Source organism: Nonomuraea sp. NPDC049758, from assembly GCF_040674635.1.
Taxonomy (GTDB): domain Bacteria; phylum Actinomycetota; class Actinomycetes; order Streptosporangiales; family Streptosporangiaceae; genus Nonomuraea.
In genome coordinates, this window is record NZ_JBFAMZ010000019.1 from 18,179 (window position 1) to 30,369 (window position 12,191).

At 70.8% G+C, this 12,191-nt stretch carries 11 protein-coding genes; 3 read left to right on the forward strand and 8 right to left on the reverse strand.

The window, feature by feature from the left end; translation table 11 throughout:
• Positions 1 to 93 precede the first annotated feature (93 nt).
• A complete protein-coding gene (locus AB0J46_RS38280; protein WP_364339354.1) occupies positions 94 to 1,065 on the forward strand; it encodes an aldo/keto reductase in 972 nt (323 codons plus the stop codon).
• Between the two features lie 86 nt (positions 1,066 to 1,151).
• Here AB0J46_RS38280 and AB0J46_RS38285 read toward each other — a convergent pair whose 3' ends face one another.
• From AB0J46_RS38285 to AB0J46_RS38300, 4 genes are read right to left on the reverse strand one after another with little or no spacing between them, the layout of a single operon-like run.
• Positions 1,152 to 2,063: an ABC transporter permease gene (locus AB0J46_RS38285; protein WP_364339356.1), complete on the reverse strand. Its 912-nt coding sequence runs from the start codon at positions 2,061 to 2,063 to the stop codon at positions 1,152 to 1,154.
• Positions 2,060 to 3,004 carry an ABC transporter permease gene (locus tag AB0J46_RS38290; protein ID WP_358292405.1) on the reverse strand — a complete coding sequence of 315 codons (945 nt, stop codon included), beginning with the start codon at positions 3,002 to 3,004 and terminating at the stop codon, positions 2,060 to 2,062. Before AB0J46_RS38290 ends, AB0J46_RS38285 begins: the two co-directional genes overlap by 4 nt.
• A 9-nt stretch (positions 3,005 to 3,013) precedes the next feature.
• A complete protein-coding gene (locus tag AB0J46_RS38295; protein WP_364339358.1) occupies positions 3,014 to 4,618 on the reverse strand; it encodes an ABC transporter substrate-binding protein in 1,605 nt (534 codons plus the stop codon).
• Between the two features lie 57 nt (positions 4,619 to 4,675).
• A complete protein-coding gene (locus AB0J46_RS38300; RefSeq protein WP_364339360.1) occupies positions 4,676 to 6,412 on the reverse strand; it encodes an ABC transporter ATP-binding protein in 1,737 nt (578 codons plus the stop codon).
• Between the two features lie 214 nt (positions 6,413 to 6,626).
• Here AB0J46_RS38300 and AB0J46_RS38305 point away from each other — a divergent pair, with 214 nt between their 5' ends.
• Positions 6,627 to 7,616: a methyltransferase gene (locus AB0J46_RS38305; RefSeq protein ID WP_364339362.1), complete on the forward strand. Its 990-nt coding sequence runs from the start codon at positions 6,627 to 6,629 to the stop codon at positions 7,614 to 7,616.
• Between the two features lie 52 nt (positions 7,617 to 7,668).
• Here the strand turns inward: AB0J46_RS38305 and AB0J46_RS38310 are convergent, their stop codons facing one another.
• The 4 genes from AB0J46_RS38310 to hpaD form a co-directional block, all read right to left on the reverse strand.
• Entirely contained in the window at positions 7,669 to 8,256 is a 588-nt protein-coding gene (locus AB0J46_RS38310; protein WP_352352627.1) for a TetR/AcrR family transcriptional regulator, read from the reverse strand.
• A gap of 71 nt (positions 8,257 to 8,327) precedes the next feature.
• A complete protein-coding gene (locus AB0J46_RS38315; protein WP_364339364.1) occupies positions 8,328 to 8,993 on the reverse strand; it encodes a GntR family transcriptional regulator in 666 nt (221 codons plus the stop codon).
• Positions 8,990 to 9,745, reverse strand: coding sequence for an alpha/beta fold hydrolase (locus tag AB0J46_RS38320; RefSeq protein WP_364339366.1), 756 nt, complete (start codon positions 9,743 to 9,745; stop codon positions 8,990 to 8,992). The genes AB0J46_RS38315 and AB0J46_RS38320 overlap by 4 nt, the downstream gene beginning before the upstream one ends.
• A gap of 14 nt (positions 9,746 to 9,759) precedes the next feature.
• Positions 9,760 to 10,620, reverse strand: a complete 861-nt coding sequence (gene hpaD, locus AB0J46_RS38325; protein ID WP_364339368.1) for a 3,4-dihydroxyphenylacetate 2,3-dioxygenase — start codon at positions 10,618 to 10,620, stop codon at positions 9,760 to 9,762.
• Between the two features lie 162 nt (positions 10,621 to 10,782).
• On the opposite strand from hpaD, the gene AB0J46_RS38330 reads away from it, so the two are divergent.
• Positions 10,783 to 12,183: a fumarylacetoacetate hydrolase family protein gene (locus AB0J46_RS38330; RefSeq protein ID WP_364339370.1), complete on the forward strand. Its 1,401-nt coding sequence runs from the start codon at positions 10,783 to 10,785 to the stop codon at positions 12,181 to 12,183.
• The last annotated feature ends 8 nt before the right edge of the window (positions 12,184 to 12,191 follow it).

Below are 12,191 nucleotides of genomic sequence, written 5' to 3' on the forward strand. Positions count from 1 at the left end.
GGGCCTTCGCAGACGGGGCTGCGCGGGCGTCCTGGGTTTATTATTATACAAGCGTAGACAAAAAAGGCTTCATCCGGCAGGGAGTGGATCGACGTGAGCGACACACAGCGGGTTCCGGCACGGCGCCTCGGACCGGGCGGCACGACGACGTCCCTGTTCGGGCTGGGCTCCTGGAACACCTGGGACCGCATGGAGTTCGGCGACGCGGTGGCCCTGATCAGGGCGGCACTCGACGCCGGGGTGACCCTCTTCGACGTCGCCCACTACAACATGGGCCCGCACGCCGAGCAGGCCCGTACGGACCTCATCTTCGGCCGGGCGGTGCGCGAGGCGGGCGCGAGCCGGGACGACTGGCAGCTCTGCGGCAAGCTGTGGCTGTGGGAGTACCCGCGCACGGGCTTCCGCGAGCAGCTCGACGTCAGCTTCGACCGCGTCGGCGTCGAGAGCGCCGAGACCGTCGTGGTCGGCGACTACCTGCAGCGGCCCGACATCCGGCGGATCGTGACCGACGTCGCCGAGCAGATCGCGGCCGGCCGCTTCACGAGCTGGGGCGTCAACAACTGGATCGCCGAGGACGTCGACCTCGCGCTGAGCTTCGCCGCCGAGGAGGGCCTCACGCCGCCGAGCTTCGCCCAGCTCAAGTACAGCATCGCCCGGCGTTCGATGGCCGAGGGCGGCTTCTACGGCCGGCACTTCGCCTCCGGGGCGCTGGCGCTGCAGGCCAGCGACGTCTTCGAGGGCGGCATCCTGGTGGGCAGGAAGTTCCCCGAACGGAAGATCGGCGCGGACCCCGGCGGCATCCGGGAGGCCGTCAGGCAGGCCGCGGACGCCGTCGCCCGGGTCGCGGGCGAGTTCGGCGCGACGCCCGCCCAGGTCGCGATCGTGTTCTGCCTGGAGCATCCGGCGGTGGCCAACGTGCTGTTCGGGGTGAGCCGGATGGCCCAGCTGGAGGACAACCTGGGCGCGTTGCGGCTGTGGCGCGAGCACGGCCCGCAGGTGCGCGCGGCCCTGGCCGACCTGTGGCTGGACCGCGACGTGCGCGCCGACGGCGTCTGGACCCCCTGACCTGCGACGTGCCGGGCCGGGAGCTTCTGACGCGGGCGAGGGGGCGCCCGGCGGCGATCGCCGGGAGCCCCCTCGCGCGCCCGCCGTCACCGTGCCGGACGGCGGGTGCGCAGCTTCTGCAGCTCGCTCATCGACCGGGCCCGCGCGTCCACCACGTTGCGCATGCTCGACCCGATGAGGTTCAGCAGCAGCACGCAGAACATGATCGCCGCACCCGGCAGCACGATCAGCCACGGCGCCTGCGTCAGGTACGACCGCCCCTCGGCGATCATGTTTCCCCACGTCGGCGTGGGCGGCGCGATGCCCAGCCCGAGGAAGCTCATCGCGCCGTCCACCAGCATCGCCGAGGCCGACAGGATCACGACCTGCACCAGCGCCAGCGGCAGCACGTTGGGCAGCACGTGCACGAACAGGATCTTCGCCGGCCGCATGCCGGACACCCGCGCCGCCCCGATGTACTGCCGCGCCGCCACGCCGAGCACCCGGCTGCGGATCACCCGGGCCGTGAACGGCGTGAAGATGACCGTCAGCGCGATCAGCTCGGTCCAGATGCTGGCGCCGAGCCCGATGGCCAGCGCCATGGCCAGGATGATCGCCGGGAACGACATCCAGGCGTCCATGATCCGCATGACGATCGCGTCCACGGTCCGGTAGAAGCCGCTGACCAGGCCGATCACCATGCCGGTGAACGCCGCGCAGAGCGTGATGAGCGCCGAGAGGCCGAGCGAGGCCCGGCCGCCGGAGACCAGGCGGCTCAGCACGTCCCGGCCGTAGGAGTCGGTGCCGAGCAGGTGGTCGGCCGAGGGCGGCAGCAGCCGGTGCACCGGGTCGGTCGCGTTCGCGTCCGGCAGGAACACCGGCAGCAGCACGACGGCCAGCACGACCAGGACGAGCAGCGCGGTGGCGGTGATCAGCACCCGGTTGCGGCGCCAGGCGCGGGAGGCCGCGGAGGGCCGCCCGGCCGTCCCGACGCGCCCGGCGACGGCCTCGGAAGTCACGAAACACGCACCTTGGGGTCGAGGAGGGCGTAGGACAGGTCGACGACCAGGTTGACAACCACGAACATCAGCGCGACGAACAGCGTCACGCCCTGGACGAGCGGGAAGTCCCGGGTCGAGACCGCGCCCATGAGCAACGAGCCCAGCCCGGGGATGACGAAGATCGACTCGATGATCACGATGCCGCCGACCATCATCGCGAAGTTGCTGCCGAGCTGGGTGATCAGCGGCATGAGCGCGTTCGGCAGCACGTGCCGGAGCATGACCTGCCGCTCCGACAGGCCCTTGACCCGGGCGGTGCGCAGGTACGTCTGCGGCAGCTCGCCGAGCACGCTCTCCCGCAGGGTCAGCGTGAACAGCGCCGACTGCCCGATGACCAGGCACACCACCGGCAGCACCAGCATCGGCACCCCGGCGACCGGATCGGCGAAGAGGTCGGCGTACCCGCTGGAGGGGAACCAGCGCAGCGACACGGCGAACACCAGCACCAGGATCAGCGCGATCCAGAAGTCGGGGATCGCCATGCCGAGCGAGGAGAGCAGGTTGAGCGCGCGGGCCACGGGGTTGCGCGGCGAGACCGCGTTCCACGAGGTGACCAGCACCGCGACGACGAAGCTGAGGACGGTGCTGATCACCGCCAGGGTCAGCGTCGGGACGAAGTGCTCGGCCACCACCCCTGCCACCGGCGCGTGGTAGGTGATCGACGAGCCGAAGTCGCCGCCCGCCACGTTGCCGAGCCAGCTCAGGTACTGCTCCCACAGCGAGCCCGTCAGGCCCATGCTCTGCCGCAGCGCCTCGACGTCCTGCGGCCTGGCCGTCGGGCCGAGGATGGCGATGGCCGGGTCGCCCGGGATCAGGCGGATGACGAAGAACATCATCGTGCCCACGATCAGCAGGATGACGACCAGGTCACGCAGCCGCCGGAGCAGGAGTCCCGCCATGTTCCCCCCTCACTTCCGCAGCCAGGAGTTCCAGAACACGCGGTAGAACGTGTCGTACCCCTTGAGCTTGGGCGAGTAGGCGGCGTACAGCTTCGACTGGCTGATCGTGATGACCGGGAGCTGCTGCCACACGAACGCCTGGAGCTGGTCCATGAGCGTCCTGGCGGTCTCGGGGGAGGTCGCGGCGTTGTAGTCCTCGATCAGCTTGGCCATCTCGGGCGAGCCGGAGCCGTTGAACGCCCCGAGGGTCAGCGCGGGCATCTGCGAGGGCGAGGTGAGCGCGGCGTTGAAGAACAGGGTGGTGACGTCCCAGCCGCCGGGGTCCTTGGTGATCGTGCCGAGCATCGTCGGGAAGTCGTAAGTGTCGATCTTCGTCTTGATGCCGATCTTGGAGAGCTGGTCCTGCAGCAGCACCGCCCACTGGCTGAACTGCGGGTAGCTGCTGGAGGTCAGGATCCGGACGGTGTCACCGGCGTTGACGCCGGCCTGCGCGAACAGCTCCTTGGCCCGGTTCGGGTCGTGCTGCCGGTAGACGTCGTCGCCGGCGGTGGAGTACAGGCCCTTGTTGTCCTGCGAGACCAGCGCGCCCACCTCGACGGTGAGGTCGGGGCCGCCGCCGGTGGCGGCGTTCAGCGCGGGCTTGTCCATCAGCAGGTTGAGCGCCTGCCGGGCGCGCACGTCGGAGAACTTGGAGCCCTTGTTGAAGTTGGGGATCAGCACGTTCTGGTTGGCCCCGGCCAGGTTCGACACGACCACGGCGGGGTTGTTCTTCAGCGGGGTGTACTGGTCGTCGCCCGGCATGGCGTGCGCCCACTGGCCGGTCTGCAGGCCGTTGACCACGGCGTCCTGGTCGGCGACGACCTTGTAGGTGACCGTGTCGAGGTAGGCGTGCTTGGCGCCGGCCTGGCCGCCCCAGTCCTCCTCGGCGCGCGACTTGTAGCCGTCGTAACGTTCCAGCACGACCTGCTGCCCGATGTCCCAGCTCTTCAGCTTGTACGGCCCGGTGCCGACCGCGCCCTCCTTGGCGAAGCCGGTGGCCGGCACGTCCTTGAGGTTCTTCGCCTCGTAGATCTCCGCGCCTGGGCTGGCCAGCTCGTCGATCAGCGGGTAACGCGGCTTCTTCAGCTCCAGCGTGACCGTGCGGTCGCCGGTGGCCTTGAGGCTCTTGACGTCGGCGGCGACCTGCTGGCCGGTGACGTGGCTCTTCAGCCAGCGCTCCAGGCTGGCGACCACGTCGGCGGCGGTGAGCGGGGCGCCGTCCTGGAACGTGACACCGGCGCGCAGCTCGAAGGTGTAGGAGAGCCGGTCGTCGCTGCGCTGGTAGGTGTCGACCAGCATCGGCCTCGCCGCGAAGGTCTTGTCGACCTCGAAGAGCTTCTCGTACAGCATGTTGCCGATGTGGGCGGTGACCTGGCCGGGGTTGGCGACCATGTCCAGCGACTGCGGGTCGGTCGGCACCGCGACCACGAGGTCGCCGCCGCGTACGGGGGTGCCGGCGTCGGCGGAGGAGGACGAGGAGGACGACGTCGCGCCGCCCGCGCAGCCGGACAGCAGCAGGGCGCTCGCCGCGGCGGCGGAGACGAGCCCGGCCCTCAGGCTCTTGAGCACGTTCATGGTGGGTTCTCGCTCTTGCTCTCAAAGGGGGGACAGAAGGAGAAGGTCGGCCCGGGGCTATCCCACGTATGCCGACAAGTCGGGGTTCGCGGCCAGGAGCCGGCGCGTGTACTCGTGGGTGGAGGAGGAGGCGATGGTTTCCGGGGCGCCGACCTCGACGAGGTCGCCCTTGTACATCACGCCGACGCGGTCGGCCACCGACAGCACCAGGCTGAGGTTGTGCGTGATGAACAGGAAGCTGATGCCGTGCGAGCGGCGCAGCTGCAGGAGGAGGTTCATGACCTGGCCCTGGACGGAGACGTCGAGGGCGGAGGTGGGCTCGTCGGCGACGATGAGCTTCGGCTCGGCGGCGACCGCGCGCGCGATGGACACGCGCTGGCGCATGCCGCCGGACAGTTGCGAGGGCAGCTTGCGGGCGCAGTCGGCGGGCAGGCCGACCTCGTCGATCAGCTCGGCCACCCGCCGGTCGAGGTCCGCGCCGCGCAGCGGGGTCAGCTCGCGCAGCGGCTCGGCGATGATGCGGGCCACGGTGTGCCGGGGGTCGAGCGAGCTCTGCGGGTCCTGGAAGATCAGCTGGGTGGCGCGGCGGAAGGCGCGCTCGTCGCCGCGCAGCCCCGCTTCGGTGATGCGGTGCTCGCCGAAGGAGATGCTGCCCGAGGTCGGCCGTTCCAGGGCGCTGACCATGCGGCCGAGCGTCGTCTTGCCCGAGCCGGACTCGCCGACCAGGCCGAAGAACTCGCCGGGGGCGATCTCCAGCGAGACGCCGCCGACCGCGCGCACGCTCGCCCGGCGGCCGGTCCGGTAGACCTTGGTGACGTCCTCGACGACCAGGGGCGGGGTGCCGGTCACCGGCGCCGGCTCGTCGCCGAGCGCCGGAGTCTCGGTCACCGTCCCGCCGGAGCTCCCGGTGGCGGCCTCGGTGGCGGCCCGCAGCCTGGTCTCCGAGATCGTCGGGAATCCGGTACGGCGGCTGACACCCAGCTGTGGCACGCATTCCAGCAGCGCCTTGGTGTACGGATGCGTAGGCTTGCGGAGGATGTCCATCTTGTCGCCGACCTCCACCAGCCTGCCCCGGTACATGACGGCGATCCGGTCGGCGATCTCGGCGGCGACGCCCATGTCATGGGTGATGAACACGCAGGCGGTCCGATGCTCACGCTGCACGCGACGGAACAGCGCCAGGATCTCGGCCTGCGTCGTCACGTCGAGGGCGGTGGTCGGCTCGTCGGCGATGAGGACGTCGGGGTCGGACATCAGCGCCATGGCGATCATCACGCGCTGCTGCATGCCGCCGGACATCTGGTGCGGATAGAGCGCCATGATCCGGTCGGTGTCGGCCAGCCCGACCTCGGTGAGCAGGCTCTTGGCCTTGGCCTCGGCCTCGCGGCGCAGCCGGCTGCCCCGGCGCAGCGCCTGCCGGGGCAGCGCGCCCTCGGGCCGGTAGGCCTCGATGAGCTGCGCGCCGACGCGCTGGGCGGGGTTGAGCGAGTCCAGGGCCTCCTGGAAGATCATGCCGATCCGGGCGCCCCGGTAGGCGCGCATGCCCTCGGCGCTCAGCCGCGTGACGTCCACGCCGCCGACCTCGATCGTGCCCTCGGTGTAGGCCGGGGCCACGAACTCCAGCAGGCGGATGATCGACAGCGCCGTCACGGTCTTGCCGCTGCCCGACTCCCCCACCACGCAGAGCGTCTGCCCGGAGGCGACGTCGAGGGTGAGCCGGTGGACGAGTTCCTGGGGCTCGGCGTCCTCCCGGGTGACGCCGATGGTCAGATCCGTCAGGTTGAGCAGCGACATGCGCGAGAGCTCCATTCCAGGCACCGGTCCCGTGCTCGAAGTGGGGCACGCAAACCCACACTGAGCTGCCGAAAAGCCATGTTCGAGCCAGATAGTTCTACAAAGGTTGACAGAGGGGTCCCCTACTGTCAACGGTTATTCCACGTTCGTAGACAGAGGGTCTATGGTGAACGTCTACATTCGTAGACAATACAGAAAGGGCAGGGCCTTGACCATGTCCACGCCTTCCCCCACGCCGGATCCGATCGTCGCCATCGCCACCGGTTACATGGGCGCCAAGCAGCTCTTCGCGGCCAGCCGCATCGGGCTGTTCGAGGCGCTCGCGGACGGCGAGCGCAGCGCCGGGGAGATCGCGGCGGCCACCGGCGTCACCCCCCGCATGGCCCGCATCCTGGCCGACAGCATGACCGGGCTCGGCCTGCTGACCAGGACAGACGGCCGGTACGCCCTCGGCGCCGACGCGGTCGGCTACCTGGCCGGGCGGAAGTCGTCCGAGCTCGACCTCGGGCCGTTCCTCACGTTCCTCAACCAGATCAGCTACGGCCACTGGCTGCAGTTCGACACGACCGTGGACACCACCGAGCCGGGCGTCCTGGACACCTCCGGCGACCGGTGGGGCACGTTCATGGCCGGGGTGATGACGTACAACAGCCTGCACGCCAGGATGCTGGGCGGCGCGTTCGACTTCACCGGCTTCCGCAGCCTGCTGGACCTGGGCGGCCTGTCCAGCGCCTTCGCCTTCGAGGCCCTGCGCGCCAACCCGGGGCTGCGGGCCTCCTTCGTGTACGACCCGACCTTCGCCGACTCCATCACCCAGCAGGTGGCCGAGGCCGGGTTCGCCGACCGGGCCGAGGTGACCGGCGTCCCGACCGACACGGCCACGCCCGCCGGCCCGTACGACCTGGTCATGGTCAACCACGTCATCCACCGCTTCGGCGTCGAGCAGAACCGGGCCATCCTGCGCAACGCCCGCGCGGCGGCGGCGCCGGGGGCGCGGCTGCTGCTGCTCGACTTCTTCCTCGACGACGACGCCGAGCAGCGGGCCATCGACGCGCTGCACGCCGGGGAGTACCTGGTGATCGACGGGACCGTCGTCTACGAGGAGTCGCAGGTGCGCGCCTGGCTCGACGAGGCCGCCTGGAAGCCGGTGGACAAGCTGGCCCTGCCGGGCAGCCCGCGCGTCATCGTGGCCGAAGCGGTCTGAGCACGACGCGGCCCGCGCCGCCCAGGTGGCGGCGCGGGCCGGAACGCGCGGGTCAGGGCCGGGAGATGCGGTCGAAGAACGACTCCAGGTGCCGCTTCTGCAGCTCGACCGTGGAGAACTGCGGGCCGACCAGGCTCATCACGTTGGCCCCTGCGTTGAGCAGCACGAGCTCGTCCACGAGCTGCTCGTCGGGGATCGAGGTGTGGATGTCGCCGTCGGCGCGGCCCTCCTCGATCAGCCGGTGCAGCATGCCGCGCCAGGCCCGCAGGTGCTCCAGGTACTTGTCGTACAGCTTGGGGTTGGTCAACGAGGTCTGCCAGAAGATCAGCAGCACCCGGCCGGCCGTGATGCGCTCCTCGTCGATCGGCATCGCGGCCTCGCACATCTCGCGCAGCGCGCCCAGCCCGCGGCGGCCGTCGAGCTTGACGTAGCTGGTCACGATGGCCAGGGCGCGCTCGTACGTCGCCTCGATGATGTCTTCCTTGCCGGGGAAGTAGTGCTTGAGCGCGCCGTTGGCGAAGCCCGCCGCGTTCGCGATCTCGCGCATGGTGGCCGCCTCGATGCCCCCCTTCGTGATCAGGTCCCACGTGACGTCGATGATGTCGCTGCGACGCTGGTCGTGGTCGATGATCTTGGGCATGCGGGCACCCCTCCGTACGGCGTTTCGTCTACCAGTGTAGGACAAAATGCCGGGAGGGTATGACCCGATCGTTAGCCGTGGGTGACCCGGACGTCATAGAGGGCGCCGGCGGTGTTCGTCTTGTGCGCGCAGGCCAGCCGTTCGATCTCGGCGGGGTCGGCTCCCCCGGCGATGAGATCGAGCAGGTGCTCGTGCTCCTCGACCGAACGGCGGGCCCGTCCCGGCAGGTAGCCGAACACCGAGCGCCGCATGTGGTCCAGCCTGGTCCATTCGGCCTCCAGCAGGAAGTTCAGGTGCTCGTCGTCGCAGTGCTCGTAGACCGAGAAGTGGAAGGCGCGGTTGAGCGCGGTGAACGCGGTGGGGTCGAAGGAGTCGAGCGCCTGGAACAGCCGGGCGTTGATCTCGCGGGAGCGCGCCACGTCCGCCGGGCCCATGCGCGGGGCCGCGACGGCGGTCGCGTACCCCTCCAGCCGGGCCAGCACCTCCAGCGTGTGCCGCACCTGCGTCGCGTCGAAGACCGCGACGCGGGCGCCGACGTTGCGCACGACCTCCACCAGCCCGTCGGACTGCAGGCGGCGCAGCGCCTCGCGCAGGGGGATCGTGCTGACGCCGATCTCCCGCGCGAGGCGGTCCATGACGAGCTGGTAGCCGGGGCCGTAGGTGCCGTCCAGGATGCGCGAACGCAGGATCTCGTAGCTGAGCTCCGCCTTCGACGCGACTCCGCCGGTACTGGTCACGTGCCGGACGCCGGGTCGAACCCAGCGCCGGACGCTGCCCGGAGCGCCTCGCCGAGGACGGCGCGGAACTCCGGACCGGCCAGCGCGCCGCGGTGGTCGCCGGGGACGGTGACCAGCCGGGCGCCGGGGACCAGCGCGACGACGTTCTCGATGCCGGAGGTCATCATGTCCTCCGCGCCCGCCACGAACACCGGCGGCGTGCGCCCGGCCCAGCCCTTGGGCTCGAACGGCGTGCCGCGCAGGCCCTCGACCAGCCGGACCAGCCCGGCGGCCCGCTCGGGGTCGCCGCCGGAGGCGCCCGCGATCATGGCCGCGATCATGCCGGTCATCGGGTCGCCCGGCTCGCCGCCCGCGACGGCCGAGCGCAGCGCCGCCACGTCCAGCGCGGCGAACGGCTCGAACGGGCTGAGCCCGCCCAGCACGACCGCGCGCACCCGATCGGGCGCCAGCTCCGGCAGTTCCCAGGCGAGCCGGGCGCCGAGCGAGTACCCCACCACGTCGAGCGGCCCGTCGCCGACCAGGGCGAGCAGCGCGGCCGCGATCCCGGGCGCGCCCGCCGGCCCGTCCGGGACGGGGCTCTCGCCGTGACCGGGCAGGTCGGGCACGACGACCACGCGCCCGGCCGCGGCCAGCTCCGCCGCGATCCCGGTCTCCACCCAGTCCTGCCGCCCGCTGGAGGCGAACCCGTGCAGCAGCAGCACGGGCGGCGCCCCGGCGGGCCGGTCGGGCGTGAACGTCTGTACGGCCGTCATGTGCGCAGGTTCCTTCATCTCGTGTGGTGGGCGGGTACGGGGAAGTCGACGACCACCTGGCCGGTGCCGCTGCTGCCGAAGTACGGGCAGAGCTGCTCGCCGCGCCCGGTGTACTCGCGCCAGCCCAGCAGCCCGAACAGCATGGCGGTGTCGGCCATCGCCCCCTCGCCGGTGCACCGCTCGTTGTAGTCGGGCAACATGTCGAGGAACTCCGGGATGCGGCCTTCGTCCCACATCTCCAGCACCGCGTGGTCGACCTTGCGGTTCAGCTCGCTGCTCACGTCGTCGAGCAGCGACTCGGCGATCTCGTTGGGCGGGAAGGCGTGCGAGAGCGACCCGCTGGCCAGGAAGGCCACCTTCCTGTCGCTGCGAAGCACGGCCCGCAGCAACGCCTCGCCGATCCGCCGGTTCTCCTCGACGGTCGAGTAGATGTTGCAGCCGATGGGCAGGACCCGGATGTCGGAGTCCTGGTTCATGAAGTACATCGGCACGAGTGTGGCGTACTCCAGGCCCAGGTCCTGGTAGGTGTGCACGCGGGCCTTCTGGCCGCCCGCGACGATCTCCTCGCGGATCAGCTCGGCCAGCTCGGGATCGCCCGCGTAGTCGTAGGCGAGGTCGTGGATGAAGTGCGGCAACTCATGGCTGACGTACGTGGCCTGGTGGCGCGGCTTGCCGTTGAGGTGGAAGCCGATGCTGTTCATCCAATGGGTGTCGGCGATCAGGAACGTGTCCGCGCCGCGCTCGCGCGCCCGCCTGCCGACCTCGGTGAGGGCGAGCTCCGCGGGCCGGCGGATGCCGAAGTGCTTCCCGGGCTGGATCGACAGCCAGATCGACGGCACGTGCGTGATCTTGGCGGCCAGCACGATCTCACCCATCACGCCACTCCCCGGCCTGCTTGGGCGGTCTGAACCATCATCCGCACTCTCCTCTCCACTGATGACGTGATGAGCATCATGTAGGCATCTGAGGGGGTATGTCGATATTGTTCCACATGCCATAACATAAATGATGTCGTATATGATTTGGAAGGAGACGAGGTGGGACACCCTCTCGGACTGTCACCAGGGAAGATCGTCGCGGTCCATCTGAACTACCGCAGCCGGGCCGCCGAGCGCGGTCGCGTCCCTGCCGTCCCCTCCTACTTCCTCAAGCCGCCGACGTCCCTGTCCTGGTCCGGACGGCCCGTGGTGCGTCCCGAGGGGTGCGAGCTGCTGGCGTTCGAGGGCGAGATCGGCATCCTGATCGGCAGCCGGGCCCATCGCGTCTCCCCCGGGCGCGCGCTGGAGCACGTGGCCGGGTACGTGGCGGCCAACGACTTCGGCGTCTACGACTTCAAGCACGCCGACCTCGGCTCCAACCTGCGGGCCAAGGGCCAGGACGGGTTCACGCCGGTCGGCTCGGAACTGCTCACCGGCGCCGATCCCGGACGGTTGTGGCTGCGCACGTACGTCAACGGCGAGCTCGCCCAGGAGGCGTGCACCGACGAGCTGCTGTTCGGCTTCGACCTGCTCGTCGCCGACCTGTCCCGGTACATGACGCTGGAGCCCGGCGACCTGATCCTGGCCGGCACCCCGGCGGGCTCGACCGTCGTCCGGCCCGGCGACGTGGTGGAGGTCGAGCTGGAGGGCACGGCCCGGCTGCGCAACGAGGTCGTCGCCGGCCAGGATCCCCCCGCGGCCTACGGCGTCCAGCCCCAGGTCAGCGAGGCGACCAAGGCCGCCGCGTACGGCGCCGCCCAACCCTCCTCCGGCCCCCTGACCCCGGAGGTCGTCGCCGCGCTGCGCTCGGTCTCGACCGCGACGCTCTCCTCCCAGCTCCGCGGGCGCGGCATCGACCACCACTTCATCGAGGGCGTCCGCCCCGCCCGTCCCGACCTGCGCATGGTCGGCGTCGCGCGCACCCTGCGCTACCTGCCGCTGCGCGAGGACGTCTTCGCCGAGCGCGGCGGCGGCATGAACGCCCAGAAGCGCACCGTCGAGGAGCTCCAGCCGGGCGAGGTGCTGGTCATCTCCGCCCGCGGCGAGCACGGCGCCGGCACTCTGGGCGACATCCTGGCCATGCGCGCCCTGCGCCGCGGCGCGGCCGGCGTCGTCACCGACGGCGGGCTGCGCGACAGCCCCTCCTTCGCCTCGCTCGACCTGCCCTCCTACTACGGCGCCGCGCACGCCGCCGTGCTCGGCCGCCGCCACGTCCCGATGGACTCGCAGGTGCCGGTGGACTGCGGCGGCGTGCTGGTGTGCCCCGGCGACGTGCTGGTGGGCGACGCCGAAGGGGTCGTCGTCATCCCGCCCGCGCTGGTCGCCGAGGTCGCCGGGGACGCCGCCCGGCAGGAGGACGAGGAGCGTTTCATCCTCGATCGCGTCCGCGAGGGAGCCTCGATCGACGGCCTCTACCCGCTGAAGGGCGCCTGGCGCGAGGCGTACGAGCAGCAGCGCTGACCCCCCAA

Excerpts from the sequence above, each read along its gene's own strand:
- AB0J46_RS38290 (WP_358292405.1), bottom strand. The coding sequence starts at position 3,004 with ATGGCGGGACTCCTGCTCCGGCGGCTGCGTGACCTGGTCGTCATCCTG.
- AB0J46_RS38295 (WP_364339358.1), bottom strand. The coding sequence starts at position 4,618 with ATGAACGTGCTCAAGAGCCTGAGGGCCGGGCTCGTCTCCGCCGCCGCG.
- AB0J46_RS38300 (WP_364339360.1), bottom strand. The coding sequence starts at position 6,412 with ATGTCGCTGCTCAACCTGACGGATCTGACCATCGGCGTCACCCGGGAG.
- AB0J46_RS38305 (WP_364339362.1), top strand. The coding sequence starts at position 6,627 with ATGTCCACGCCTTCCCCCACGCCGGATCCGATCGTCGCCATCGCCACC.
- AB0J46_RS38310 (WP_352352627.1), bottom strand. The coding sequence starts at position 8,256 with ATGCCCAAGATCATCGACCACGACCAGCGTCGCAGCGACATCATCGAC.
- AB0J46_RS38320 (WP_364339366.1), bottom strand. The coding sequence starts at position 9,745 with ATGACGGCCGTACAGACGTTCACGCCCGACCGGCCCGCCGGGGCGCCG.
- hpaD (WP_364339368.1), bottom strand. The coding sequence starts at position 10,620 with ATGGGTGAGATCGTGCTGGCCGCCAAGATCACGCACGTGCCGTCGATC.